Source organism: Streptomyces sp. 2131.1, assembly GCF_900105515.1.
GTDB classification, from domain to species: domain Bacteria; phylum Actinomycetota; class Actinomycetes; order Streptomycetales; family Streptomycetaceae; genus Streptomyces; species Streptomyces drozdowiczii.
The window spans coordinates 570,053-595,007 of the sequence record NZ_FNSY01000001.1 but is presented as its reverse complement, the minus strand read 5'-3'; the positions used below and the strand labels follow the sequence as shown (position 1 = coordinate 595,007).

Annotated in this window: 23 protein-coding genes; 15 read left to right on the top strand and 8 right to left on the bottom strand. The window is 71.3% G+C overall.

The window, feature by feature from the left end:
- Positions 1-36: 36 nt before the first annotated feature.
- Both BLW14_RS02920 and BLW14_RS02915 read left to right on the top strand, forming a co-directional pair.
- Entirely contained in the window at positions 37-852 is an 816-nt protein-coding gene (locus BLW14_RS02920; protein WP_093703983.1) for a phosphatase PAP2 family protein, read from the top strand.
- On the top strand, positions 849-1,784 hold the full coding sequence (locus BLW14_RS02915) for a DMT family protein (RefSeq protein WP_093703981.1): 936 nt from the start codon (positions 849-851) through the stop codon (positions 1,782-1,784). The genes BLW14_RS02920 and BLW14_RS02915 overlap by 4 nt, the downstream gene beginning before the upstream one ends.
- Before the next feature lie 36 nt (positions 1,785-1,820).
- Here BLW14_RS02915 and BLW14_RS02910 read toward each other — a convergent pair whose 3' ends face one another.
- Positions 1,821-2,351, bottom strand: a complete 531-nt coding sequence (locus BLW14_RS02910; protein ID WP_093703979.1) for a PadR family transcriptional regulator — start codon at positions 2,349-2,351, stop codon at positions 1,821-1,823.
- A gap of 52 nt (positions 2,352-2,403) precedes the next feature.
- Positions 2,404-4,419 (bottom strand): NADPH-dependent 2,4-dienoyl-CoA reductase, encoded by a 2,016-nt coding sequence (locus BLW14_RS02905; RefSeq protein WP_093703977.1) that lies wholly within the window; start codon positions 4,417-4,419, stop codon positions 2,404-2,406.
- Between the two features lie 237 nt (positions 4,420-4,656).
- Between BLW14_RS02905 and BLW14_RS02900 the strand changes: the two genes are divergently transcribed.
- Positions 4,657-5,181 (top strand): DoxX family protein, encoded by a 525-nt coding sequence (locus BLW14_RS02900; RefSeq protein ID WP_093703975.1) that lies wholly within the window; start codon positions 4,657-4,659, stop codon positions 5,179-5,181.
- A gap of 77 nt (positions 5,182-5,258) precedes the next feature.
- Here BLW14_RS02900 and BLW14_RS02895 read toward each other — a convergent pair whose 3' ends face one another.
- Positions 5,259-6,893: an FAD-dependent oxidoreductase gene (locus tag BLW14_RS02895; protein ID WP_093703973.1), complete on the bottom strand. Its 1,635-nt coding sequence runs from the start codon at positions 6,891-6,893 to the stop codon at positions 5,259-5,261.
- Positions 6,894-6,914: 21 nt separating this feature from the next.
- Positions 6,915-7,829 (bottom strand): AurF N-oxygenase family protein, encoded by a 915-nt coding sequence (locus BLW14_RS02890; RefSeq protein ID WP_093703971.1) that lies wholly within the window; start codon positions 7,827-7,829, stop codon positions 6,915-6,917.
- Between the two features lie 320 nt (positions 7,830-8,149).
- Here BLW14_RS02890 and BLW14_RS34970 point away from each other — a divergent pair, with 320 nt between their 5' ends.
- The 6 genes from BLW14_RS34970 (at position 8,150) to BLW14_RS02860 (ending at position 12,773) form a co-directional block, all read left to right on the top strand.
- The gene (locus BLW14_RS34970; protein WP_256332660.1) at positions 8,150-8,806 is read left to right on the top strand and encodes a hypothetical protein; all 657 of its coding nucleotides are present in this window, start codon (positions 8,150-8,152) and stop codon (positions 8,804-8,806) included.
- Positions 8,803-10,362 carry a pectate lyase family protein gene (locus BLW14_RS02880; protein WP_093703969.1) on the top strand — a complete coding sequence of 520 codons (1,560 nt, stop codon included), beginning with the start codon at positions 8,803-8,805 and terminating at the stop codon, positions 10,360-10,362. The genes BLW14_RS34970 and BLW14_RS02880 overlap by 4 nt, the downstream gene beginning before the upstream one ends.
- Positions 10,363-10,462: 100 nt before the next feature.
- Positions 10,463-11,512, top strand: coding sequence for a YihY/virulence factor BrkB family protein (locus BLW14_RS02875; RefSeq protein WP_093703967.1), 1,050 nt, complete (start codon positions 10,463-10,465; stop codon positions 11,510-11,512).
- A gap of 120 nt (positions 11,513-11,632) precedes the next feature.
- Positions 11,633-12,046, top strand: a complete 414-nt coding sequence (locus BLW14_RS02870) for a phage holin family protein (RefSeq protein ID WP_093703965.1) — start codon at positions 11,633-11,635, stop codon at positions 12,044-12,046.
- Positions 12,043-12,510: a DUF3618 domain-containing protein gene (locus tag BLW14_RS02865; RefSeq protein ID WP_093703963.1), complete on the top strand. Its 468-nt coding sequence runs from the start codon at positions 12,043-12,045 to the stop codon at positions 12,508-12,510. Before BLW14_RS02870 ends, BLW14_RS02865 begins: the two co-directional genes overlap by 4 nt.
- A complete protein-coding gene (locus tag BLW14_RS02860) occupies positions 12,507-12,773 on the top strand; it encodes a DUF4235 domain-containing protein (protein ID WP_093703961.1) in 267 nt (88 codons plus the stop codon). Before BLW14_RS02865 ends, BLW14_RS02860 begins: the two co-directional genes overlap by 4 nt.
- Before the next feature lie 73 nt (positions 12,774-12,846).
- Here the strand turns inward: BLW14_RS02860 and BLW14_RS02855 are convergent, their stop codons facing one another.
- Genes BLW14_RS02855 through BLW14_RS02845 form a run of 3 tightly spaced genes read right to left on the bottom strand, consistent with a single transcriptional unit; the run spans position 12,847 to position 14,566 of the window.
- Positions 12,847-13,611 carry a metallophosphoesterase family protein gene (locus tag BLW14_RS02855; protein ID WP_093703959.1) on the bottom strand — a complete coding sequence of 255 codons (765 nt, stop codon included), beginning with the start codon at positions 13,609-13,611 and terminating at the stop codon, positions 12,847-12,849.
- Positions 13,608-13,862, bottom strand: a complete 255-nt coding sequence (locus BLW14_RS02850; RefSeq protein WP_093703957.1) for a hypothetical protein — start codon at positions 13,860-13,862, stop codon at positions 13,608-13,610. Before BLW14_RS02850 ends, BLW14_RS02855 begins: the two co-directional genes overlap by 4 nt.
- Entirely contained in the window at positions 13,859-14,566 is a 708-nt protein-coding gene (locus BLW14_RS02845) for a nucleotidyltransferase family protein (RefSeq protein WP_371128043.1), read from the bottom strand. The genes BLW14_RS02850 and BLW14_RS02845 overlap by 4 nt, the downstream gene beginning before the upstream one ends.
- 227 nt (positions 14,567-14,793) lie before the next feature.
- Between BLW14_RS02845 and BLW14_RS02840 the strand changes: the two genes are divergently transcribed.
- Both BLW14_RS02840 and BLW14_RS02835 read left to right on the top strand, forming a co-directional pair.
- Positions 14,794-15,039 carry a DUF6480 family protein gene (locus BLW14_RS02840; protein ID WP_093703955.1) on the top strand — a complete coding sequence of 82 codons (246 nt, stop codon included), beginning with the start codon at positions 14,794-14,796 and terminating at the stop codon, positions 15,037-15,039.
- Positions 15,040-15,190: 151 nt separating this feature from the next.
- Positions 15,191-16,849, top strand: coding sequence for a catalase (locus BLW14_RS02835; RefSeq protein WP_093703953.1), 1,659 nt, complete (start codon positions 15,191-15,193; stop codon positions 16,847-16,849).
- A 56-nt stretch (positions 16,850-16,905) separates the two neighbouring features.
- On the opposite strand, the gene BLW14_RS02830 is transcribed toward BLW14_RS02835, so the two are convergent.
- The gene (locus tag BLW14_RS02830; RefSeq protein ID WP_093703951.1) at positions 16,906-18,375 is read right to left on the bottom strand and encodes a non-reducing end alpha-L-arabinofuranosidase family hydrolase; all 1,470 of its coding nucleotides are present in this window, start codon (positions 18,373-18,375) and stop codon (positions 16,906-16,908) included.
- A gap of 526 nt (positions 18,376-18,901) precedes the next feature.
- On the opposite strand from BLW14_RS02830, the gene BLW14_RS02825 reads away from it, so the two are divergent.
- From BLW14_RS02825 to BLW14_RS02810, 4 genes are all read left to right on the top strand, one after another.
- The gene (locus BLW14_RS02825; protein ID WP_093703949.1) at positions 18,902-20,350 is read left to right on the top strand and encodes an endo-1,4-beta-xylanase; all 1,449 of its coding nucleotides are present in this window, start codon (positions 18,902-18,904) and stop codon (positions 20,348-20,350) included.
- Between the two features lie 329 nt (positions 20,351-20,679).
- On the top strand, positions 20,680-21,168 hold the full coding sequence (locus tag BLW14_RS02820) for a GNAT family N-acetyltransferase (protein WP_093710632.1): 489 nt from the start codon (positions 20,680-20,682) through the stop codon (positions 21,166-21,168).
- A gap of 117 nt (positions 21,169-21,285) precedes the next feature.
- On the top strand, positions 21,286-23,748 hold the full coding sequence (locus tag BLW14_RS02815) for a SpoIIE family protein phosphatase (RefSeq protein ID WP_093710631.1): 2,463 nt from the start codon (positions 21,286-21,288) through the stop codon (positions 23,746-23,748).
- Positions 23,749-24,075: 327 nt separating this feature from the next.
- Positions 24,076-24,903: a glycoside hydrolase domain-containing protein gene (locus BLW14_RS02810; RefSeq protein WP_093703947.1), complete on the top strand. Its 828-nt coding sequence runs from the start codon at positions 24,076-24,078 to the stop codon at positions 24,901-24,903.
- Positions 24,904-24,955 lie beyond the last annotated feature (52 nt).

Below are 24,955 nucleotides of genomic sequence, written 5' to 3'. Positions count from 1 at the left end.
GAGGACCGCCGAGGAGCATCAGCAAAGGGGCACCGGGTGAGGTACACCGGCAACACGCCCGCGGATCGGAAGCCGGACACCGTCGCCCGTCCACCCCTGGTCCGCGAGCTTCTTCTCGTCGTCGGACTCTTCCTGGTCTACAAGCTCGGCCGTCAGGCCGCGAACGGCCATGTGGACGAGGCGTTCCACAACGGCGACCGCGTCTGGGAGCTCGAACGCGCCGTGCACCTGCCGGGCGAAGGCGTCGTCCAGCGGCTGCTGCTGCACGACGAGACGCTGATCCACCTGGCGAACACCTACTACGCGACCGTGCACTTCCCGGCCACGCTGCTCTTCCTCGCCTGGCTGTACTGGCGCCGCCCCCGCCACTACGTGTGGTCGCGCCGCGTCCTCGCCGCGCTCACCGGCGCAGCGCTCGCCCTTCACCTGCTCTTCCCGCTCGCCCCGCCGCGACTGCTCGCCGCCGCTCACCTCGTCGACACCGGCCGGGTCTACGGACCTTCGGTGTACGGGGCCCGGCCCGCGACCGACTCGATGGCCAACCAGTTCGCCGCGATGCCCTCGCTGCACTTCGGCTGGGCCGTCATGGTCGGCGTCGGCCTCGTCGTCGCCACCCGCTCCCGCTGGCGGTGGCTGTGGCTGCTGCACCCGGCGATCACCCTGTTCGTCGTCGTCGGCACCGCCAACCACTACTGGCTCGACTCGATCGTGGTGGCCGCCCTGCTCTCGCTGGCCCTCGCCGCGCTGCCGCTCCGGCCCGCTGAACCGGTCCGCCCGCCGCAGCCGTGGCCGTCCGTCGTGCCCCAGCGGAAGCACTCCACGGTGTACGCCGCCTCCGGGGCACGCCGGTGAACGCCACCCTGGCAGCCGTCGCGCTGTCCCTCGTCTCCGCCGCCGCGTACGCCGCCGCCGCGGTGGCCCAGGCCCGGCTGGCCGGCCGCGCCGCACCCGGCACCGGAACGCTCCGGATGCTCGGGCGCGGCGCCTGGTGGTGCGCGGTCGGCATGAACGCGGGCGGTGCCCTGCTGCACGTGGCCGCGCTGAAGTACGGCCCGCTCACCCTGGTCCAGCCGCTCGGCGCGCTCACCCTGGTGGCGGCCGTGCCGCTGGGCGCCCGGGCCGCGGGCCGCCGGGTCACCCTCACCGAGTGGCGCGGCACCCTGCTCACGCTGCTCGGCCTCGGCGCCCTGCTCCTCACGGCGGGCGGAGCCGCCCCGCACGAGACGCTCACCCTGCCCGAGGCGCTGGCCGTCGGCGCCGGGACCATGGCCCTCGTCGCCGGCCTCAGCCGCCCCGGCGCCCGCCCCGGGCTCAGGCACGCGGCGGCGTCCGGCATCACCTCCGGCGTCGCCTCCGCGCTCACCCAGACCCTGACCGTCGCGGCCACCGACCACACCGGACCGCTGCTCAGCGCGCGCCTGGTGGTCGTCGCGGTGCTGGTGTCCGCCTTCGCGATGGGCGGGCTGCTGCTCTCCCAGACCGCCTACCGGGGCGGCCTCGGGGCACCGCTCGCCGTCGTCACCCTCGCCAACCCCGTCGCCGCCGCGGCCATCGGCCTGGCCCTGCTCGGGGAGCGGTTCCAAGGCGGCCCGGCCGGCCTCGTCCCCGCGCTGCTCGGCACGGCGGCGGCCGTCAGGGGCGTCGTCCTGCTCAGCCGCGCCCAGGCGCAGACCGCCCCCGCCGTGGCCGGGGCCCCGCCGGCCACCCCGTCGCGCGTGGTCATCAGCAGCCCCCGCCCGGTCCGCCGCGAACAGCGGCGCCGGGTCGGCGCGGGGCGCCACTGAGGCGCGGGCGTCTCGCGGGACAGGCCGCGAGAGGCGTCACGCGGGGTACTCCGCGAGCGCGCGGGTGATCCAGCCGATCCAGAAGTTCTCCAGGTCGATGCCGCCGCGCAGCACCAGGTGCCGCAGGCGGTCCTCGGGCGCGTCCCGCTCCGGCGGGAAGTCCCGGATCTCGATCGCCTCGTACTCAGCCAGCTGCCGCCGGTGCAGCTCCAGGTGGCGGCGCAGCTCCGCGTCGAGCCCCGGCGCCCCGACGACCGCCGCTGCCCGCATCCGCAGCAGCAGCGGATCGCGCACCTGCTTCGGGTCCTCCTGCCGGGCCACCCAGGCGAACAGCGCCTCGCGGCCCGCCGGCAGCACCTCGTACTCCTTCTTCTGCCCCCGGGACGGCTGGGCCGGCTCCAGCGCCCTGATCTGCCCCGCCTGCTCCAGCTTCCCCAGCTCGCGGTAGATCTGCTGGTGCGTGGCCGACCAGAAGTAACCGATCGACCGGTCGAACCTACGGGTCAGTTCGAGGCCCGACGACGGCTTCTCCAGCAGGGCGGTGAGGATCGCGTGCGGCAGTGACATGGGGTGCATCCTAGGGACGGCCGGGCAGCGGAAGGCCGCCCGGCCACCCGGGTCAGAGCGAGCCGGCGAGCTCCGTGCCCTGCCGGATCGCGCGCTTGGCGTCCAGCTCGGCCGCGACGTCGGCGCCGCCGATCAGATGGGCGGTGCGGCCCGCGGCGAGCAGCTCCTCGTACAGGTCCCGGCGCGGCTCCTGGCCGGCGCACAGCACGATCGTGTCGACCGGCAGCACGTGCTGCTCGTCGCCGACCGTGATGTGCAGGCCCTCGTCGTCGATCCGGTCGTACGTGACGCCCGCGGTCATCGTGACCCCGCGGTGGCGCAGCTCGGTGCGGTGGATCCAGCCTGTCGTCTTGCCGAGGCCCGCCCCGACCTTGCTCGTCTTGCGCTGGAGCAGGTGGACGGTACGAGTGGTCCTCGGGCGCTCCGGGGCCGCGAGGCCGCCGCGGCCCCGGTACTCGGTGTCCACGCCCCACTGCCGGAAGAACACCTCCGGGTCCAGGCTCGCTGCCTCGCCGCCGTCCGTCAGGAACTCCGCGACGTCGAAGCCGATGCCGCCCGCGCCGACGAGCGCCACCCGGTCGCCGACCGGCGCGCCGTGGCGCAGCACGTCGAGGTAGCTGACGACGCTGGGGTGATCGATCCCCGGGATCGGCGGGGTGCGGGGGGTGACCCCGGTGGCCAGCACGACCTCGTCGTAGCCCTCCAGGTCCCCGGCGCCGACCGGGGTGCCGAGCCGCAGGTCGACGTTCTCCTCCGCGAGCCGGGTGCGGAAGTAGCGCAGCGTCTCGTTGAACTCCTCCTTGCCCGGCACCCGGCGGGCCACGTTCAGCTGCCCGCCGATCTCGGCGGCCGCGTCGAAGAGCGTGACCTCGTGGCCGCGTTCGGAGGCCGAGACCGCGCAGGCGAGTCCGGCGGGGCCGGCGCCGACGACGGCGACGCGCTTGCGGGTGCGCGTCGGCGACAGGACGAGTTCCGTCTCGCGGCAGGCGCGCGGATTGACCAGGCACGAGGTGACCTTGCCGCTGAAGATGTGGTCCAGGCACGCCTGGTTGCAGCCGATGCAGGTGTTGATCGCGTCCGCGCGCCCCGCCGCCGCCTTCGCGACGAACTCCGGGTCGGCGAGGAACGGCCGGGCCATCGACACCATGTCCGCGCGGCCCGAGGCGAGGACCTGCTCCGCGACCTCCGGGGTGTTGATGCGGTTGCTCGTCACCAGCGGTACGGAGACCGCCCCGCGCACCTTCTCGGTGACCCAGGTGAACGCGGCCCGGGGCACCGAGGTCGCGATGGTGGGGATACGGGCCTCGTGCCAGCCGATGCCCGTGTTGATGATCGTCGCGCCGGCCGCCTCGATCTCCCGGGCCAGCAGCACGACCTCCTCCAGGGAGGAGCCGCCGGGGACCAGGTCCAGCATCGACAGCCGGTAGATGATGATGAAGTCGCTGCCGACCCGCTCGCGGACCCGGCGCACGATCTCGACGGGGAAGCGGATGCGATTCTCGTACGAGCCGCCCCAGCGGTCCTCGCGGTGGTTGGTCGCCGAGGCGATGAACTCGTTGATCAGGTAGCCCTCGGAGCCCATGATCTCGACGCCGTCGTACCCCGCGCGCCGCGCCAGCGCCGCCGCCGTGGCGAAGTCCTCGATCGTCGCCTCGACCTCGTCGTCGGTCAGGGCGTGCGGGGTGAACGCGCTGATCGGGGCCTGGATCGCGCTCGGCGCCACCAGGTCCGCGTGGTGCGCGTACCGGCCGAAGTGCAGGATCTGCATGGCGATCCGGCCGCCCGCCTCGTGTACCGCCGAGGTGACCCGGGCGTGCTCCGCCGCCTCCGCCTCCGTGGTCATCTTGGCCCCGCCGGGGAACGTGCAGCCCCGCTCGTTGGGCGCGATGCCTCCGGTGACCATGAGGCCGACGCCACCCCGGGCGCGCTCGGCGTAGAAGGCAGCCATGCGCTCGAAGCCGTTCTCGACCTCCTCCAGGCCGACGTGCATCGACCCCATCAGCACCCTGTTCGGCAGGATGGTGAACCCGAGGTCGAGCGGGCTCAGAAGGTGCGGATACGGGCTCATGCGGCGGCTCCTCGATGTGGCGTCGCCCCAGTTCTAGACCACCGCCACGCCATTGTGCAACAAGTTGCACAATGGCGTTCGTCGCACTGTGTCACGCCTCACGCCCCGGGCCGGGGTCACCCGGATGGAGCACCACCACGGTCCCCGCACTCCACGGGGCGCGGAGAGTGGTGACGTACGGAATCGAGGGGCCCGCGTCGTCCGGGCGGGGCCCGGAACAACCCACCGGAGACCCCCATGGGCTGCGTCAACCGTCACGACCTCGGTCTGCTCGTCCTGCGCGCCGGCACCGGCGCGGTGCTCGCCGCGCACGGCGCCCAGAAGCTCTTCGGATGGTTCGGCGGCGGGGGAGTCGAGGGGACCACCGCCGCCATGGAGGCGATGGGCTTCCATCCGCCGAAGCACAGCGCGGTCGCCGCGGGGCTCGGCGAGGCGGGCGGCGGCGTGCTGCTCGCCCTGGGGCTCGCCACCCCGGCGGCCGGGGCCGCGGCGGCCGGCGCGATGGCGGGAGCGGTGGCGGTTCACGCCCCCGCGGGCTTCTTCGCACAGGGCGGCGGCTACGAGTACCCGGCGTTCCTCGGCTTCACCGCCGCCGCGATCGGTCTGACCGGCCCCGGCCGCTACTCGGTCGACCACGCGACAGGGCACGCGTTCAACCAGCCGTGGATGGTCGCCCTGGCCTTCGCGGGCAGCGCGGCGGCGGCCGCGGCGGTGGTCGGCAAGCGGTCCCGGGCGCGGATGCCGGAGCCGGAGGAGTTCTGAGGGCCCGCAGCCGCAAAGGGTGTGGCCCGGCGACGGCCTCAAGGGAGTCACGGGCCACACCGGGGCGGGACATCGGGTCAGCGGCGTCCCTTCGCGGCCGCGACCAGTTCCGGGACCGTGCCGAACTTGACCCTCGGGCGTCCGCCGTCCCGGCCGCGTGCCCGCTCGGCCCGGTCGATGGCGGCGAGGCCGCGGGCGTCGACCACCTGGCGGGCGCGGCCCCGGACCAGGCGGCCGAACGCCTTGGCCGGGTGGGCGGGGGAGGGGAGCGCACCGGCGACCGCGTCCGCGAGGAGCGTGCCCACGGTCTCCGCGGCGCACGTGCGGTTGGCGCCGATGCCCCCGGAGGGCCCCCGCTTGATCCACCCGACGACATATGTACCGGTCAGGCCGGCCACCCGGCCGCCCTCGTGAGGCACCGTGCCGGCCGCCTCGTCGAAGGGCAGGCCGGGAACCGCCAGGCCCCGGTACCCGATGGCGCGCAGGAACAGCTGCGCCGGTATCTCCGTCTCGCCCCCGTCCGCCGTGACCCGCACGCCCGTCACGTCGTTCCCGCCGCCGATCTCCACGGGCGCCGAGTGGAAGCGGAGCACGATGCGCCGCCCCTCGGCCGGCGGGCTCGACCAGTCCACGCGCTCCCGGCGCACCCCGCGCAGTACGGCGGCCGGTCCGCCCGGTGTCGCGCCGTCGATCGCGGGACCGATGCGCGGATCGTGGTCGTCCACCACCAGCTCCACACCCGGCAGATGCTTCAGCGCCAGCAGCTCGGACGAGGTGCACGCCGCGTCCTCGGGGCCGCGCCGGCCGAGCAGGACGACCTCGCGGACCGCCGAGCCCCGCAGGGCGGCCAGCGCGTGGTCGGCGATGTCGGTGCCGGCGAGCCCGGCCGGGTCCGCGACGAGGATGCGCGCCACGTCGAGCGCCACGTTGCCGTTCCCCGCGACGACCACCCGCTCGGCGCGGGACAGGTCCACGGACCCCGGTGCCACCTCGGGGTGCGCGTTGTACCAGGAGACGAACGAGGTCGCCGCGATGCTGGACGGCAGGTCCTCGCCCGGGATGGAGAGCCTGCGGTCGGCGCCCGCCCCGACCGCGTAGATCACCGCGTCGTGGTGCGCGGCCAGCTCCTCGGCGGATATGTCCCGGCCCACCTCGACCCCGAGGTGCATCCGTACCCGGGGATGGGAGTGGAACCGTGCGAAGGTCTCGCCCACCCCCTTCGTCCCCGGGTGGTCCGGCGCCACGCCGTACCGGACGAGACCGCCCGCCACCGGCAGCCGGTCGATCAGGGTCACCTCGGCGTTGGTGTGCAGCAGCAGGTCCTCGGCGGCGTACATCCCGGCGGGACCGGTCCCCACGACCGCCACCCTTATCGGTGCGAAGTCCGACGGCAGGCTCCGCTCGAAGGAGGGGGCGCCCCAGGTGTGGAAGTTGGGCCCGGCGGCGGGCTCCGGCTCGCGGTCCGCGTAGTAGGCCGCGTTGATGGCGGCGTACTCCTTGCGCGCCCCGAAGAGGCTGTCCACCGGGAAGATCGCGTCCACCGGGCAGGCGTCGGCGCAGGCCCCGCAGTCGATGCAGGTCCGCGGGTCGACGTACAGCATCTCCGTGCTGCCGAAGTCCCGCTCCTCCGGCGTCGGGTGGATGCAGTTGACGGGGCACACGGCGACGCAGGTGGCGTCGCTGCAGCAGGTCTGGGTGATGGCGTAGGTCATGGCTCGGGCTCTCGGCTCGGGTCAGATCAGGTCGGCGCGCTTGTAGAAGAACAGGGCCGGCTTCGTCAGGAGACGGGCCGAGGCCAGGAACTCCATCAGCCCCGAACAGCTCGACCGCATCAGGGACTTGTGGTGCTCGTTGGTCTTCGCCTCGGCCCGCGCCCGCGCGGCGTCCAGGCCGGCGTTCGCGTACACGTCCCGGTTCACCATGCTGGTGACGATGTAGTACGAGGCGATGGCGACGACGAGCGCGTTCAGGTGGCGGCGCACCGGACCGGCGCCGCGCAGGCGCTTGCGGGTCTCGTCGCGGGCGAACTTCATGTGGCGCGACTCCTCCACCACATGGATGTTGTTGATCGTGCGGACGAACGGCGCGACGCGCTCGTCGCGCATCCAGTCGCGCTGCATCACGTCGAGCACCTCCTCCGCCACGAGGATCGCCGCGTACGCCGCCTCGCCGAAGGCGAGGGTCTTGAAGGCGCGGCCCAGTTCGAGCACCGGGCGGCGCGGCCGGTACGCGGGAGCGCCGAGCTTCGCCGCGCCCCGGGCGAACATGATCGAGTGCCGGCACTCGTCGGCGACCTCGGTCAGCGCCCACTGGAAGCGCGGATCGGTCGGGTCCTTGGCGTACATGTCCCGCAGCACCATCTGCTGGAGGATCATCTCGAACCAGATGCCGGTGCTGGCGACGGACGCGGCCTCCTGGCGAGTCAGCGCCTTGCGCTGAGCCTCCGTCAACTCGCCCCAGTACGGGGTGGCGTAGAGCGTGCTCCACTCGGGGCTGGCCCCGTGGTGGTCCGTGTCCAGGGGGGTGTCCCAGTCCACCTCGGTGGCCGGGTCGTACGAGAGCTTCGCGGACGAATCGAGCAGGCGCCGGGCGACGTCCTGCTCGGCGGCCCGGTCCTGGTCCTCCGGCCGAACGGTGCTGCTTGCCATGCTGCGGCTCCTTGACTCGAGAGATCGACCCGGCGCCGTCCGGCCCTCATCCCGTGTCACCCGGTGAGACCGCCTGCCGACGGGCGCCGCCCTCGCTTGTTAGACGCGATGTCTAGCAAGCTGTTAGACGGAAGGTATAGCAAGAGGCGCGCGCGAACCACCCCCGGGGCCGAAATTCGCACGTTCTCTCCACGGTGCGGCGGTGCGCGGGGCGTTGGCCCGAGGTCGCGAGGGGCCTTGTCCGCCGATCGGAGCCGGGGGCCATGACGGTCCGCCGCGGCCAGGTGGCGCCGCCCCGGCCCGCCGCCCCAGGGAGCGTCATGGTCGTCGCCGCCGTCTACTTCGTCACCGCCGCGGCCGCGGCCGTGATCCTCGCGCGGAGCCTCGACCGGCAGACGGAGGGCCCTCGGCTGCGGGTCGCGTGGGCCGGTCGCACAGCCGAGGCGCGGTGTACGGGGGTCCGCGCGGAGGAGGCGCAGGACGCCGAGGGGGTGCTCATCGCCGTGTCGCACGCCACCCTGGAGTTCCGTACGGGGGCCGGCCGGACCGTTGCCTTCCAGGAGCGGCAGCGCCGACTCGACGTGACCGAGGGCGATTTCACCGTGTACTACGCGCAGGACGCACCCGAGGCCGCGACCGCCCGGGAGCCCTCCTTCGGGCTCCGGTGCGCCCCGGCCGCCGGCGGCCGGGGCGGGCTGCGCCCTTGCTCCGGTGACGGCGGGCGTCCTTGCCGCAGTGCTCTGACCCGCCCGCGCGCGTCCGTGGATGAGGTCCCCATCCAGCCGGCTGTCCGGCCGGGTGGGGGCCTCGCGGTCGTTACGACCCGGTTGCGCCGTGAACGGCATAAATTTGTCGTGCCCAAATCAAGAAAGCGCCGTCTTTCTCTGTTCACATCCTTGTACTGCAAGCTTTGCCACCTCTATCGTCACCATCCCGAAAGCGCTTTCCATCTCTTCGACGAATGGGAACGAACATGAGGCGACCAGTCGCACTGCGACTCTCCGCGGCACTGTCCACGATGGCCCTGGCGGCCGCGACCGGGGCGGTCCTGACGATGCCCGAGGCCTCCGCCGCCGCGGCGGGCGGCGCCACCGGCTTCGCGAGCCAGAACGGCGGTACCACCGGCGGCGCGGGCGGCCAGACCGTACGGGCCACCACCGGCACCCAGATCCACCAGGCCCTGTGCGGCCGGGCCAGCAGCAGCACCCCGATCACCATCGAGGTCGAGGGCACCATCAACCACGCCAACACCGCCAAGGTGTCCGGCGACAGCTGCAACACGGCGGCCGGAGTCATTGAGCTCAAGCAGATCAGCAACGTCACCCTCGTCGGCGTCGGCAGCGGGGCCGTCTTCGACCAACTGGGCATCCACATCCGCCAGTCCAGCAACATCATCATCCAGAACGTGACCGTCAAGAACGTCAAGAAGTCCGGCTCGCCCACCTCCAACGGCGGCGACGCCATCGGCATGGAGAGCGACGTCCGCAACGTCTGGGTCGACCACGCCACCCTGGAGGCGTCCGGCGGCGAGGACGACGGGTTCGACGGCCTCTTCGACATGAAGGACAACACCCAGTACGTCACGCTGTCCTACAGCACCCTGCGCAACTCCGGCCGTGGCGGCCTCATCGGCTCCAGCGAGACGCAGCTCGACAACGGCTACGTCACGTTCCACCACAACCTGTACGAGAACGTCGACTCCCGCACACCCTTGCTGCGCGGCGGCGTCGCCCACATCTACAACAACTACTACGTGAAGCTGAACAAGTCCGGGATCAACTCCCGGGCCGGCGCCCACGCCAAGGTGGACAACAACTACTTCAAGGACTCCAAGGACGTCCTCGGCACCTTCTATACCGACAGCACCGGATACTGGCAGGTCAGCGGCAACACCTTCGACAACGTCACATGGTCCTCGCCCGGCACCGAGAACCACCCGGCGGGACCCGACCCGAAGTCCAACACCACGGTCAGCATCCCCTACGCCTACACCCTCGACGCGGCCTCCTGCGTGCCCGCCATCGTGACCGGCACGGCAGGAGCCAACAAGGGGCTGAAGGTCTCCGACGGCGACTGCTCCACCACCACCCCCACCCCCGACCCGACCGACCCCACCCCCGACCCGACCGACCCCACCCCGGACCCGACCGACCCGACCACGCCCGGCGGCACCAACCTCAGCCTCGGCGCCGGCGCCGACGGCTCAAGCAAGGCGAGCGGAACCAGCTACGGCAACGTGCGCGACGGCGACCTCGGCACCTACTGGTCCCCGGCGGGCTCGACCGGCTCCGTCTCCGTCAAGTGGCCCTCCGCCACCAGCGTCTCCGCCGTCACCATCCGCGAGGCCGCGGGCGCCCAGGGCGTGATCGGCTCCTGGCGGCTGCTGAACGCGGACACCGGCGCGGTCCTGAAGACCGGCAGCGGCGCCGGCGGCATCAGCTTCCCGGCCACCTCCCTGCGCAAGATCACCTTCGAGATCACCGGCGCCAGTGGCACGCCGAGGGTCGCGGAGTTCGAGACGTACGCCGGATAGCGGCGGAAACCGCAGACAGGCGGCCCGGCCCGGGAGCACCGTCCTCCCCGGACCGGGCCGCCGCACACATGAGTCGCGCCGGGCGGGCAAACCGCACCGTATGACACGGACACCGCACCCCGGCGCCGACCGGGAAGAACACCGGTACGACACCGACGACCCGGCACCGGACCCGGGACCCGGGGAAGAGGTCGAGGAACGGGCACCCGACCAGCCCAGCGACCTGAGCGGCCGGTCCTGGCTCGCCGTGCTGCGCTCCACCGCGAGGGAGTTCAAGGACGACGAGCTCGCCGACCGGGCCGCGGCACTCACGTACTACGGAGTCCTGTCGCTGTTCCCCGCACTGCTGGTGCTGGTCTCCCTGCTGGGCGTCGCGGGGGAGTCCGCCACCCAGCGGGTCCTGGACAACCTCCGGAAACTGGCACCCGGCTCCGCCCGCGACGTCATCACCGACGCGGTGCACCAGCTCCAGGGGAACGCCGGCGTCGGATCCGTCATGGCGGTCGTCGGCCTCGCCGTCGCCGTCTGGTCGGCCTCCGGATACATCGCCGCGTTCATCCGCACCTCGAACGCCGTCTACGACCTGCCCGAGGGCCGCCCGGTCTGGAAGATCCTGCCGCTGCGCCTGGCCCTGACCGTGGTCCTGATGGTCCTCGCGTGCGTCAGCGCGCTCATCGTCGTCTTCTCGGGTGCCCTCGCCCGGCAGGCCGGCACCGCCCTCGGTATCGGAGACACCACCCTGACCGTGTGGTCGATCGCCAAGTGGCCGGTCCTGGTCCTCCTGGTCGTCCTCATGATCGCCCTCCTGTACTGGGCCGCCCCGAACGCCAAGGGCCGCGGCTTCCGGTGGATCACCCCCGGCAGCTTCCTGGCCCTGCTCGTCTGGCTCGCCGCGTCCGCCGGCTTCGCGCTCTACGTCGCGAACTTCGCCTCGTACAGCAAGACCTACGGCACCCTCGCGGGCGTCGTCGTGTTCCTCGTATGGCTGTGGATCACCAACCTCGCGATCCTGCTCGGCCTCGAATTCGACGCCGAGATGGCTCGTCGCCGCGCCATCGCCGGCGGCCTGCCCGAGGACGAGGAGCCGTACGTCGCCCCGCGCGACACCCGCGCCTGGAGCGAGGAGGACCGCCGCCGGATGGAGGAGTGAGCCGGGCACTACCCGGACGATCACGGGGTAGCCGTGCCGGGACCGGGATACACGCCGCTGCGCCGGACGGATGGGCGCGGCGCATGATTCGGACGATCGAGGAAGGCCAGGTGACCTCGTATGAGCACGATGGAGCGTCAGGCCCGCGCCACCGACGAGTCGGTGAACGTGCTGGTCTCGCGTGCCTCGCAGCAGATCTCGGAGCTGGTACGGGAGGAGATGCAGCTCGCCCGGGTGGAAATGACCCAGAAGGGCAAGCGGTACGGCAAGGGCGGCGGCCTCTTCGGCGCCGCCGGACTGCTGGGCTTCCTCACGGCCCAGGCCCTGGTGGTGACGTGCATCGCCGCCCTCGCGTCGGTCCTGCCGGTGTGGGCGGCGGCTCTCGTCGTCACGGCGGTGCTGGCGGTCGTGGCCGCCGTCGCCGCCCTGGCGGGTAAGCGGCAGATCACCGAGGCCGGGACCCCCGCACCCGAGCAGACCATCGACAGCGTCAAGGCCGACGTCGCAGAGATCAAGGAAAAGGCACACCGATGAGCGACACACACCGGACGGACAACGAGAACCCCACACCCGAGGACCTGCGCAGGCAGGTCGAGCACACCCGTGACGAACTCGGGATGACCGTCGAGGCGCTGGCCGCCAAGGCCGACGTCAAGGCGCAGGCGAAGGAGAGGACGGCCGCTGTGAAGCAGCAGACCGCGGAGAAGGCAGCCCTGGCCACCGGTCAGGTACGCGACAAGGCGGCCCAGGTCGCCCAGAAGCTCAAGGACCACACCCCCGACCCCGTGCTGGAGAAGACGGCCCAGGCCGCCGCCCAGGTACGCGAGAGCGCGGCGAAGGCCGGCCAGTACGCCGCGGACAAGGCCCCCGAGCCGCTGCGCGAGTCGGCCGGCCAGGCCGCCACCGCGGCACGCGCCAACCGCGTCCCGCTGCTCGCGGCCGGCGCCCTGATCGCCGCAGTCCTCCTGGTCCGCCGCAGCCGGAGCCACCGTCGGTGAACGCGGCCAAGATCGCCTACAAGCCGGTCGGGCTCGTGCTCGGCGCCGCCGGCGGCATGCTCGCGGGCATGGCGTTCAAGCAGGTCTGGAAGGTCATCGAGGGCGAGGGCGACGCTCCCGACGCCATGGACGAGGACCGCCGCTGGAAGGAGATCCTGCTGGCGGCGGCCGTCCAGGGCGCGATCTTCGCCGTGGTCAAGGCGGCGATAGAGCGTTCCGGCGCCGTGACCGCCCGCCGCCTGACGGGCCGCTGGCCGGGCTGAGCCAGGCGCACACGGAGACGGAGAGGGGCCGGCGCGTCCGACAGGGCGCCGGCCCCTCCGCCGTACCCGGCCGCTACCGGCGGCCCACCGCCGAGGTCCCGCCGCTCCCGCTCCGGTCGCCGTGCAGGTGGTAGATGTTGAACGCCTTGCGGATCACGGGCTGCGCGACGTTGCGCACGGGGACGCCGCCGCTGGTCATCCCGTGCTCCGTGCCCGCGTGCGCGTGACCGTGGACGGCCAGGCCCGCCCCGGCCGCGTCGATGGCCTCTGCCAGCAGATAGCTCCCGAGGAACGGGTAGATCTCCAGGGGTTCCCCCGCGAGCGTGTCCGGGACTGGCGCGAAGTGCGTCAGCGCGACGCGCTCCGCGCACTCCTGCCCGGCCAGCTCCTCCAGCGCGGTCCGCAGCCCGTCGGCGCAGCGCCGGGTGTACCGGATGAACTCCTTCATCAGCGGCTCGCCGAACTCCCCGCCGCTGCGCCCGGCGAACCCGCCGCCGAACCCCTTGGTGCCCGCCACCCCGACGCGGCCCCCGCCCGTCTCCACGACGGTGCCCTCACCCTCCAGCACCTGTACGCCGGCCTCGCGCAGGACGGCGGTGACCTCGTCGGGCCGTTCGTCGTGGTGGTCGTGGTTGCCGAGCACGGCGACGACCGGGACCGGGAGGCCGGCGACCTCCCGGGCGACCACGCGGGCCTCGTCCGGTGTGCCGTGGCGGGTGAGGTCCCCGGCGAGCAGCAGCAGGTCCGCGCAGTCGCCCAGGGTCTCGAAGGCGGGCCGGAGCACCCCTTGACTGTCCGGTCCCATATGGATGTCCCCGACGGCGGCGACGCGGATCATATGACCTCCTCCGGGTGGTCCGGGGCCGCGCACTCGGCCACGACGACGTCGAAGTGGACCGTCAGACCGGCCAGCTCCTCGTTCACGGTGTCCATCAGCGCCGCACGGGAGTGCGCGGTGGGCACCGTACCGATGACCGTGACGGACGATCCCCGGTTCTCGATACGTATGCCGAGGTCGCCCGTCTCCTCCGCGGCGAGCCGTTCCTTGAGATGGGCGATGCGGTACTCGACATCGGGCGGTGCGTTCATTGCTCTCCTCCTGGCGCGGGGGTTTCTTGCGCGGCGACCACTCCGAGGCGTTCCAGCAGGTAGAGGAAGGCGTCCGGCATCGGCTCGTCCCCGTACTCGCGGCGCAGCGCCGGCCAGTCGACCTTCTCCCGCAGTTGCCGGGCGATCGGCAGCACGGCGCCGAAGTCGCAGTGGTGCGCGGAGAACGCGGCCAGCAGCGACCGCATCAGATCGGTCGGCGCCAGCACCGGCATGTGGACCGAGTCCACGGAGAGGTCTACGGCCCGGCCCAGCAGCTCCGCGTCGACCGGCCGGTTGGCCAGCTCGTGGATGAGGTCGATGTCCTGGCCCAGGCACTTGGCCTTCAGAAGCCAGTCCTCGGGCGGCGCGAACACCGGCAGCCCGGCCTCCGCGAGCGTCGCCGCGACCGCCTCCGCCTCCTCGGGCAGTACGCAGAAGTCCGCGTCGTGCTGGAGGTTCCCGGTCCCGCCGTGCGCGTAGACGGCGACGCTCCCGGCCAGCGCGAAGGCGTGCCCGCCGCGCTTGAGGAGGACGGCGACCTGCTTGGTCGCCTCCAGGATCGCCTGGTTCAGGTCGGGTGGCAGCTCCTGCGTGGGGGCCGCATGGTGCGGCGACCCGCCGACAGGCCCGTCCGGCGGACCGGTCGGCCGCAACCTGCGCACCGGCTCGCCGTCGGGGGCGGGGTCCTTCGCGTTCCGCGTCACCTGCTGCTCCGTTCCCGGACGCCGGCCGCTGCACTGATCGTGCGGGCCGGCCGTCTCCGACGCTCCTGCCCAGGCAGGAACCGGTACCCGCTCCGCCGCTTTCGACACGGGCCGCACGCCTCGCGCCCGTTCCACCGCAGGCTCCGAGAGGCCACCTCCCCGCGCGGGACGGACGCGGGCGTGCCGTGGGCCTGCGCATCCGGCACTCTTCGGGGAACGTGGATCACATGACTCCTTCGCAGACCCCGAACCCCGACCCGGAACCCCGCGAGACGACAGGACTGGAGCCCGGCGGCGGAGTGCCGCCCGGTGAGACCCCACCCGCCGAGAGCGGCTTGTCGGGGACGGGCCCCCAGGACACCACGTACAACCCGCCCAAGGGCTGGGCTAAGGCCCCGATGGCGCTGATCATCGGCGTGACGATCCTCATCGCGGCGTTCTTCCTGGTCTACGCGATCATCCTGCTGCTCTGACGGGGAGGGACGACCCGAACGGCCCAGCCCCTCGGAGTGTCCGGGCCGAGGGCCGCTCGCACGCACGGACGGCTCACCCTGCCCTGTGCCCAAACCTCGCATAACTTGATGAAAGGGGGCATAGGTACACGTTTCGAAGGAGTCGACGCACGTGACGGACGTATCGAGCAGGGGCCCCGCAGCCGGTGACGAGCGCGAGGCGCTCACCAACCGGCAGGGCCACCCCGTGTACGACAACCAGAACCAGCGCACCGTGGGCGCGCGCGGCCCGGCCACCCTGGAGAACTACCAGTTCCTGGAGAAGATCAGCCACTTCGACCGCGAGCGCATCCCCGAGCGCGTCGTGCACGCCCGGGGCGTGACCGCGTACGGCTACTTCGAGGCGTACGGCGCCTTCGGCGACGAGCCCATCGCCCGCTTCACCCGCGCCAAGCTCTTCCAGGAACGCGGAAAGCGTACGGACGTGGCGGTGCGGTTCTCGACCGTCATCGGTGGCCGGGACTCCTCCGAGGCGGCCCGCGACCCGCGCGGCTTCGCGGTGAAGTTCTACACCGAGGACGGCAACTGGGACCTCGTCGGCAACAACCTGGGGATCTTCTTCATCCGGGACGCGATCAAGTTCCCCGACGTCATCCACGCGCTCAAGCCGGACCCCGTCACGTTCGAGCAGCAGCCGCGGCGCATCTTCGACTTCATGTCGCAGACGCCCGAGTCCATGCACATGCTCGTCAACCTGTTCAGCCCGCGCGGCATCCCGGCGGACTACCGCCACATGCAGGGCTTCGGCGTGAACACCTACAAGTGGGTCAACGAGGCGGGCGAGTCCTTCCTCGTGAAGTACCACTGGATGCCCAAGGCGGGCGTACGGAGCATGACCGAGGAGGACGCCGCCAACGTCCAGGCGGCCGGCCTCGGCCACGCCACCAAGGACCTGTACGAGGCGGTGGCGCGCGGTGACCACCCGGAGTGGGAGCTGCTCGTCCAGCTGATGGACGACCACGAGCACGCCGAGCTGGACTTCGACCCGCTCGACGACACCAAGACCTGGCCGGAGCAGGACTTCCCGCCCCGGGCGGTCGGCCGGATGGTGCTCGACCGGATGCCCGAGAACTACTTCGCGGAGAACGACCAGATCTCCTTCGGCACCGGTGTGCTGGTCGACGGGCTCGACTTCTCCGACGACAAGATGCTGGTGGGCCGCACCTTCTCGTACAGCGACACACAGCGCTACCGGGTCGGGCCCAACTACCTGCAACTGCCCGTCAACCAGGCCAAGAACGCCCCCGTACGCACCAACCAGCGCGACGGCCTGATGACGTACCACGTCGACGGCGGCGGCGGTAACCCGATCGTCAACTACGAGCCGTCCATCACCGGCGGCCTGCGCGAGGCGGAGTACCCCACGCACGACGAGGTCGGCCCGGAACTGCGCGGCCGGCTCACGCGCAAGCGCATCCCCCGCACCAACGACTACCTCCAGGCCGGGCAGCGCTACCTGCTCATGGAGCAGTGGGAGCGCGACGACCTGGTGCACAACCTCGTCGACCTGCTCTCGCAGTGCGACCGGCCGGTGCAGGAGCGGATGGTCTGGCACTTCCTCCTGGTGGAGAACGAGCTGGGCCTCAAGATCGGCGAAGGGCTGGGCATCAGCCCCCAGGACGTCAAGGGTCTGGAACCCCTGGCCGGTCAGACCCTGACCGACGAGGACCGGCAGCGGCTCTCCCGCCTCGGCGACAACCCGCCGCGCGACGTCGCCGGGCTGACGATGACCCACTGCGTCCCGGACGAACGGCACGTCGTCACCCGCTGAAGCGTCCGGCCCCCCGCTCGTACGGGCGGGGGGCCGGTCCCTTCGTCCTCCTGCCGTCAGCGCTGTAGCGTCAGCAGGCCCGGCCGGTAGGGCAGCAGGCCGTAGTCACCGCCGGAGTTGGGGCTGCGGCCCTGGTAGAGCAGCTGCAGGTTGCAGGGGTCCACGGTCATGGTCTGGTCGGGGCCGGTGCGGAGCAGTTCGCCGTGGCTGATGTCGTTCGTCCAGGTGGCGCCGCTGTTCGCCTTGCCGGCGAAGGGGTTGCTCTCGGTCGCGGCCTGGGGCGTCCACGAGCCGTTCAGGCTGGTGGCGGTGAACGAGCGGAAGTAGCGGCCCTGTCCGCCGATCGCTTCGACGATCATGAGATAGCGGTTCTGGCCCTGCAGCTTGTAGACCTGCGGGGCCTCGAACAGGTTGTTCGTCGTGTCGCTCATGACCACGGTCGAGGACGATCCGAAGCTGCCCGGGAAGTTCCCGATCGGCATGCTGGCCCGGTAGATCTTGCCGTTGTCACCGGCGAAGAACAGGTACATGTTCGTACCGTCCCCGATGAGCGTCTGGTCGATGGGCCCCGTTCCGGAGTCGCTGATGCTTCCGGAGAAGAGCACCTGCGGGGAGGACCAGCCGTTGGGGTTGGTGGGATCGTTCGACGTCCGGTAGGAGAACGCGGTCGCCCCCCACTGGTAGGTGAGGACCCAGATGTTCTTCGGTGCGAAGTAGAACAGCGTGGGTGCGACGGTCGCGGACGACATCGTGTTCTGGCCGGCCGATGCCATCTCCGACCAGTTGGTGAACAGGCCGAAGTTCATGGAGCCCCAGCTGGAGCCGTTGTCGTGAGTCGTTGCGTAGACGAGCTGCTTGCCGTTGTACGGAACGACCGTGAAGTCCTTGAGGGAGGCCCACCCCGGCTTGGGCTGAGCGAGCGCACCCGTCGATGTCCATCGGTAGGACGACGGAAGGTCGCATGCGCCGGGGTTCTCACTGCCGGTCGTCTTGACCAGCTTCCACTGCTGGTTGGTGCCGCCCCAGTCGTCGTACTGGACGATGTTCCCGCCGTCGGCGGTGGAAGCGCCCTGCACTTCGAGGGCCTTTCCACTGTGGCGCGAGATGAGCCTCACGTAGCCGTCCGAGCTGTCCGCCAGGCGCCACTGCTGGTTGGTGGCGTTCAGGTCGGTCCACTGGACGATCGAACCGCCGTTCGCCGTGGACCAGTTGTAGACGTCCAGCACCTTGCCCGAGAGGCGGGACTTCAGACGGTAGTAGCCGTCCCCGGAGTCGACGAACTGCCACTGCTGCTGGCTCTGGTCGTTCCGGGACCACTGGGTGATGCGCGCGCCGTCCGAGGTCGCCATGTTGTAGACGTCCAGGGCCTTGCCGCTGTTGCGGTTGACCAGCACGTACGAGGCGTTGCCGTCGACGGTCGCCGCTTCGGCGGGCTGGGCGCCCAGGAAGGCGGCTACGAGCAGCAAGGGCGCGAGGAGCGTGAACAGACGTCCTGGACGAACGAGGAACGTATGACGAAACCGCATGGGTGGACCTCCTGAGAGGGATGGGGATGGGTTGCCCCACGAGCTGCGGAAAGGGTTGCCAGGCAGACAAAGTCGCTCGAAACATTTCGACATGCCTTCTACGGGCGTCGCCACAAGCTAGAAATGTTAACGCTCACAGTCAAGGCGTACGGCGCGGTAATGATGTCCGGCGAGGTGGCTCGGACGCTCCTCTTTCCGGGGGAACTCTGGTGTCAGTGCCAGGTGGGCGGGTGTGCGCGGTCTCGCTGCGAATTGGGCGGCACCCTTACCCATCTTCGAAAGTTTCGGACATGGAACAGAAATATTTTCTGCTCGGACTCTTGACGATGCCCAGTCAATCGCTCGATCATCCGTGTCTGAGGCACCCGGCTCGAGGGTCACATCTCCGGTCGGGTGGCTCCGGGCGACCGGTGCCGCACCACTGATCCGCGTACACGTCGGCCGACCGTCCGCGGCCGCACGGGGCGACGACGCAGGCCGCCGCTCTTCGGTTCTTCCGAGTTCTTCCTACCCTGGAGGCACAGTCATGGGCTCCTACGCCCTTCCGAGATCTGCTCTCAGCCGGCCGTTCCGCGCGCTGCTGCCGGCGCTGCTCGTCGGCGTGCTCGGCGCGTCCGCCGCGCTGGTCGCCCCGTCCGGCGCGCAGGCTGCCGAGAACACGCTCGGTGCCGCCGCGGCACAGAGCGGCCGCTACTTCGGCACCGCCATCGCCTCGGGCAAGCTTGGCGACTCGGCCTATACGTCGATCGCGGGCCGTGAGTTCAACATGGTGACGGCCGAGAACGAAATGAAGATCGACGCCACCGAACCGCAACGGGGCCAGTTCAACTTCAGCAGCGGCGACCGTGTCTACAACTGGGCGGTGCAGAACGGCAAGAAGGTGCGCGGCCACACCCTGGCCTGGCACTCCCAGCAGCCGGGCTGGATGCAGAGCCTCAGCGGCAGCACGCTGCGCCAAGCGATGATCGACCACATCAACGGCGTGATGGGTCACTACAAGGGCAAGATCGCCCAGTGGGACGTCGTGAACGAGGCCTTCGCCGACGGCAGTTCGGGCGCCCGCCGCGACTCCAACCTGCAGCGCACCGGCAACGACTGGATCGAGGCCGCCTTCCGCGCCGCGCGTGCCGCCGACCCGGCCGCCAAACTCTGCTACAACGACTACAACGTCGAGAACTGGACCTGGGCCAAGACCCAGGCCATGTACAACATGGTCAAGGACTTCAAGCAGCGCGGAGTCCCCATCGACTGCGTCGGCTTCCAGTCGCACTTCAACAGTGGCAGCCCGTACAACAGCAACTTCCGCACCACGCTCCAGAACTTCGCCGCGCTCGGCGTGGACGTGGCGATCACCGAGCTCGACATCCAGGGTGCCTCGGCCTCGACGTACGCCAGTGTCACCAACGACTGCCTGGCCGTCTCGCGCTGTCTCGGCATCACCGTCTGGGGCGTACGCGACAGCGACTCCTGGAGGTCGGGGGACACGCCGCTGCTGTTCAACAACGACGGCAGCAAGAAGGCGGCCTACACCTCCGTTCTGAACGCACTCAACGGCGGTAGCACCACGCCTACCGACCCGGGAGGCGAGGGCGGAGGAAGCGGGCAGCTCAAGGGAGTCGGTTCGGGCCGTTGCGTGGACGTGCCCAACTCCAGTACTTCGGACGGCACCGCGGTCCAGCTGTACGACTGCCACAGCGCCACCAACCAGCAGTGGGAGCTGACGTCCGCCGGCGAGCTGAAGGTCTACGGCAACAAGTGCCTGGACGCCGCCGGCAGCGCCAACGGCGCCAAGGTCCAGATCTACAGTTGCTGGGGCGGCGACAACCAGAAGTGGCGGCTGAACTCCGACGGGTCCATCGTCGGTGTGCAGTCCGGACTCTGCCTCGACGCCGTGGGAGCCGGCACCGCCAACGGCACCCAGATCCAGCTCTACTCCTGCTCCAACGGCAGCAACCAGCGGTGGACCCGCACCTGAGGAACTGCCCGAAAGACGGGGTCGGAACCGATGACGGACTCGGTTCCGGCCCTTCCGGCGCCCCCGGGACGCGCGGATCGGTGGGGTGCGCGGGGGACGGGCCACCGCCTGCTCCGCCGTCGCCGCCCCGCGGACGACCTCGTGATCGTCGAGGGTGAAGACCCGCGTCGGTGCGGCTGCTGCCGGATCCGGCATGACGGCCCTTGTGCTCGGCGGACACGCTCCCGCCCCCGCACAGCTCGTCCGTCGTCCGACGCCTTCATGGGCGCGCATAAACCGTTGCGGCCCGTGCGGCGGGCATGGAGGCTTGCCGACCGGAGGCGGTGAAGATGGTCGATGTCGTATTGAAGCTGTCGGTGCGCGATCTGGTGCCGGCGGACCTGGCGCACTGCGGGTGGTCGGGTTCCGAACAGCACTTGGCCAGTGTCGCGAAGCAGTTGGAACGCGCCCGGCTCGGAGAGGTGGACTACCTCGCGGTCTGCCCTCCCACGGACCTTCCCCTGGCGAAGGGCGGGGTCGACTACCGGGTCAAGGAGGGGGTCGGCACGCTGTGGCAGCTCGCGGTGCATCCCGCGTTGCAGTCGTGCGGGATCGGCACGCTCCTGGTGGAGGCCGCCGAGCAGCGCATCAGGCGGCGCGGTCTGCTCCAGGCCGAGCTGGGCGTGGAGGAGAACAACCCGCGCGCCCGGGCGCTCTACGAACGGCTCGGCTACGTCGCGTTCGACCGCCGAGCCGACTCGTGGGACGCCCAGGCCCCGGACGGGTCGTCGTACCGCTACGAAACGATGTGCGCGTTGATGCGCAAGGACCTCTCGTAGGCATCCGGGGCCCCTACCCGACTCGTCCGAGCCCCTGCTTCTTGGCGTTCGAGGCGTCCCGGATGCCCGTTTCTCTTATGATGGCCGGGGGGCGAGGCCAGAAATGGGCTGATGCCGATGAGCGGACCCGGGGATACCGAGGGGACCGGCGCGGTCGAGCACGGCCCGCCACCGGAGCTCTGCCCCGCCACTGCGCAGCTGGACCGCATGGGCGCGGTCCGGCTGTGGAGCACGGGGGCGGAAGCCCTCCTCGGATACTCGGCGAAGGAAGTCTGCGGCACACCGGCGGTGGAGCTGCTGACCGCCGACGGGGACCGCGGAGCCGCCCGTGCGGCGCGCGACCGGCCCGAGACCGGTCGGGGCTGGGCCGGAGTGCGGGCCCTGCGTCACCGGGACGGGCGGGAGGTGAGGGTCGCGCTGCACGTGCGCCCGCTCACGGACGGGGAGGGCCGGGCGGGCTGGTCGGTCTCCGCGGGGGACGCCCGGCGAATCGAGCGGGAGGTCGCCGACCGGGAGACGATGCGGGCGCTGTTCGAGCAGAATCCCGCCCCCATCGCCCTCATGGACGGTGAGTCGCGGTACCGGTTGCTGAACGCGGCGGCGGAGCGCGTTCTCGGCCACCCCGCGAACCGCCTCGTCGGCCGGCACGTCGGCACGGACACCTCCCATGTCGACCCGGAAACGACCGACCGGGTTCTGCGGCAGGTCAGGGAGACCGGTGAGTCCGTCCTCGGCCTCCCGGTCCGTGGCAGCCCTCCGTCCGGTCCGGACCGCGACCGGTGGTGGTCGCTGTCCACGTTCCGGCTGACCGGCCCGGCCGGCCGTCTCCTCGGCATGTGCCAGACGTACGCCGACATCACGGAGGGCCACCGGGCCGAGCGGCGCATGGAACTGCTGACCAAGGCCGGAGAAGGCATCGGTGCCACGCTGGACGTGGTACGCACCGCGCAGGAGCTGGCGGACGTCCTCATGCCGGACCTCGGTGACGTGGCCTGGGTGGCACTGTCCGAGGCCGTGCTCGAAGGGGACGAGCCCCCGAAGATGTCCGGCCCGGGACAGTGGAATCTGCGCCGCACCGGTGTGGCCCCGCGGGGTGAGGCCTGGCCCGCAGGTCTCCCGGCCGCGGGCGCCGTCTCGCCGACGCTGCCGAACCACCCGCTTCTGCAGCGGATCGGGCAGGGCGAGACCGTCCTGCTGCCCGACCGGGACAGCGTGATCGCCGCGGCCGAGGGGCACCTGGAGCTGGCCCACCTGTTCGTCCCCGAGCACGGCCACTCGGCAGTCGCGGCTCCGCTGTTCGCCCGTGGCCTCGTCCTCGGCACCGTGGTCGTCTGGCGCACCCGTACGACCGTCCCCTTCCGCCAGGAGGACGCCGACCTGCTCACGGAGATCGCGTCCCGGGCCGCGCTCGGCGTGGACAACGCCCGCCGTTACACCCGCGAGCACCGGGCAGCCGTCGCCCTTCAGCAGCGCCTGCTCCCCGCGGCCACCACCGACACCCCCGCGGCGGAGACCGCGGGGTTCTACGTGCCCGCCGGGGACGGGGCCGAGATCGGCGGCGACTGGTACGACGTCATCGCCCTCCCGTCCTTCCGCGTCGCCCTCGTCGCGGGCGACGTCACCGGACACGGTCTGCCCGCCACCGCCACCATGGGCCGGCTGCGCACGGCCGTCGACACCCTGGCCGACCTGGAACTGGGCCCGGACGAACTCCTCGCCCACCTCGACGACCTCGTCCAGCAGTTCCAGGAGGAGGGCACCCACCAGGGGGACACCGTCGGTGCCAGCTGCCTGTACGCCGTCTACGACCCCGTCACCCGCCAGTGCACCCTCGCCAGCGCGGGACACCCGCCGCCCGTCGTGATCCGGCCCGACGGCACCGTCAAGTCCGTCGAGATCTCGCCCGGACCGTTGCTCGGGGTGGGAGGGATGCCGTTCGAGGCGACCACGTTCGACCTGGAGCCCGGCAGTACGGTCGCGGTGTACACCAAGGGGGTCATCTACCGCGACGACCACGATCTCGACGCGGGTCTGCGGCGGCTGACCGACCGTCTCGCGCGGCTCACCGGCACCGACTGCGAACTCGACGGTGCGGGACATGAGCTTCTCCAGAGCCTGGGCGACGCGCCGGCCCGCGACGACATGGCCCTGCTTCTGGCGCGTACGCGTGCCATCGCTCCGGAGTCCACCGCGAGCTGGGAATTCCCCGCGGACGTGTCCGTCGTCGCCGCCGCCCGCGAGGCGGCCGCCGGGCAGCTGGCCGCGTGGGGACTGGACGAGGTGTCCTTCACCACCGAGCTGGTCGTCAGCGAACTCGTCACCAACGCCGTGCGGTACGCGGGCGGTCCCATCGGCCTGCGCCTCATCCGCGGAGACGTGCTGGTATGCGAGGTCAGCGACCCCAGCAACACCCAGCCACGGCTGCGCCGCGCCCAATGGTCCGACGAAGGCGGCCGGGGCCTGTTCCTCATCGCTCAGCTCACCACCCGCTGGGGCAGCCGCTACACCCGGAGCGGCAAGACCCTCTGGACCGAACAACCCCTCACCGCCGAGCCGGGCGTGTTCGATCTGTCCCTGTGATCGCGGTCGGTACGCGTCCGCGCAGGCACCCCGTTTCACTCAGTGGCGCAGACGCATCGGGCGGGTACGGCTGGGGGCGGCGCCGTTGGCGACGGAGACCGGCGCCGGCGCCGGTGCAGCCGCCGACCGAGCACCCGAAGCTGCTCACTTCCGCGACACGGGCGTCGGCTATTCTGCGATCCGCTTCGGGCATCCGAAGCGGAGGCCGCGCCACGACGCGGACGCCGCACCCGCACCGCTGTCCGGTCGCGACTTGGCGCGGGCTGTCCCCTCGGACGCGCGTCGAATCCACGGCGGCCGTGGGCCGCCATACGAATGGGGTGGGGATTGTCCAGTCATCGGCTGTCCAAGAGGGGCCGCTACATCGCCTGGGCGACGACGGGTGTCGTCGTCACCGCGGGCGCCGGAATCGCAGCACAGACGTCGATGGCGGCCACCGCGTGGCCTGCGCAGAAGACCTACACCGGTCGGGCGTTCGATACGTGCACCGCGCCCTCGCTCGCGGCGATGAAGGCGTGGAACACGAAGTTCTACGGCGCCGCCGCCGTCTACATCGGCGGCAAGAACCGTGGCTGCGCCCAGCCCAACCTGACCAAGTCCTGGGTGAAGTCGGTTAGTTCCACGGGCTGGAAGCTCATACCGCTCTACGTCGGCGCGCAGCCGCCGTGCCAGAAGAGCGCGAACCGGGAGAGGTTCACCGCGTCCACGGCCGCCTCCGTCGGTGCGAGCAACGCGAAGGACGCGGTGGCCAAGGCGTCAGCCCTCGGGATGAAGGCCGGGAGCCCGATCTACCTGAACATGGAGTCGTACGACATCAGCGACAAGGCGTGCAACGACGCCACTCTGACGTACGTGCGCTCCTTCACCAGAACGCTGCGGAACGCCACCTACCGTGCCGGCCTGTACGGCTTCAGCAGTTCCAGTGCCAAGGCCGTCGCCACCGCCCCGAACCGGACGGACCTGCCGGGCAACCTCTGGTACGCGCTGTGGGACAAGAAGAACACGACCACCACCGACTGGCCGTGGAAACCCACTCAGTACACCGACCACAGCCGCGGCCACCAGTACATGGTGAACAGCAAGGAAACGCGGGGCGGTTACACCATCACGGTCGACCGCAGCGCCTGGGACGCCCCAGTCGCCATCATCGGCTGATCGGCTTCAGCGGGGCCGGGCCCCGGCCGGCCGGAAGGTCGGCCGGACCGCA

Bases quoted from the DNA above. Each gene is read 5' to 3' on its own strand.
- BLW14_RS02910 (WP_093703979.1), bottom strand. From the start codon at position 2,351: ATGTCACTGCCGCACGCGATCCTCACCGCCCTGCTGGAGAAGCCGTCG.
- BLW14_RS02905 (WP_093703977.1), bottom strand. From the start codon at position 4,419: ATGAGCCCGTATCCGCACCTTCTGAGCCCGCTCGACCTCGGGTTCACC.
- BLW14_RS02900 (WP_093703975.1), top strand. From the start codon at position 4,657: ATGGGCTGCGTCAACCGTCACGACCTCGGTCTGCTCGTCCTGCGCGCC.
- BLW14_RS02895 (WP_093703973.1), bottom strand. From the start codon at position 6,893: ATGACCTACGCCATCACCCAGACCTGCTGCAGCGACGCCACCTGCGTC.
- BLW14_RS02890 (WP_093703971.1), bottom strand. From the start codon at position 7,829: ATGGCAAGCAGCACCGTTCGGCCGGAGGACCAGGACCGGGCCGCCGAG.
- BLW14_RS34970 (WP_256332660.1), top strand. From the start codon at position 8,150: ATGGTCGTCGCCGCCGTCTACTTCGTCACCGCCGCGGCCGCGGCCGTG.
- BLW14_RS02880 (WP_093703969.1), top strand. From the start codon at position 8,803: ATGAGGCGACCAGTCGCACTGCGACTCTCCGCGGCACTGTCCACGATG.
- BLW14_RS02875 (WP_093703967.1), top strand. From the start codon at position 10,463: ATGACACGGACACCGCACCCCGGCGCCGACCGGGAAGAACACCGGTAC.
- BLW14_RS02870 (WP_093703965.1), top strand. From the start codon at position 11,633: ATGAGCACGATGGAGCGTCAGGCCCGCGCCACCGACGAGTCGGTGAAC.
- BLW14_RS02865 (WP_093703963.1), top strand. From the start codon at position 12,043: ATGAGCGACACACACCGGACGGACAACGAGAACCCCACACCCGAGGAC.
- BLW14_RS02855 (WP_093703959.1), bottom strand. From the start codon at position 13,611: ATGATCCGCGTCGCCGCCGTCGGGGACATCCATATGGGACCGGACAGT.
- BLW14_RS02850 (WP_093703957.1), bottom strand. From the start codon at position 13,862: ATGAACGCACCGCCCGATGTCGAGTACCGCATCGCCCATCTCAAGGAA.
- BLW14_RS02840 (WP_093703955.1), top strand. From the start codon at position 14,794: ATGACTCCTTCGCAGACCCCGAACCCCGACCCGGAACCCCGCGAGACG.
- BLW14_RS02830 (WP_093703951.1), bottom strand. From the start codon at position 18,375: ATGCGGTTTCGTCATACGTTCCTCGTTCGTCCAGGACGTCTGTTCACG.
- BLW14_RS02825 (WP_093703949.1), top strand. From the start codon at position 18,902: ATGGGCTCCTACGCCCTTCCGAGATCTGCTCTCAGCCGGCCGTTCCGC.
- BLW14_RS02820 (WP_093710632.1), top strand. From the start codon at position 20,680: ATGGTCGATGTCGTATTGAAGCTGTCGGTGCGCGATCTGGTGCCGGCG.
- BLW14_RS02815 (WP_093710631.1), top strand. From the start codon at position 21,286: ATGAGCGGACCCGGGGATACCGAGGGGACCGGCGCGGTCGAGCACGGC.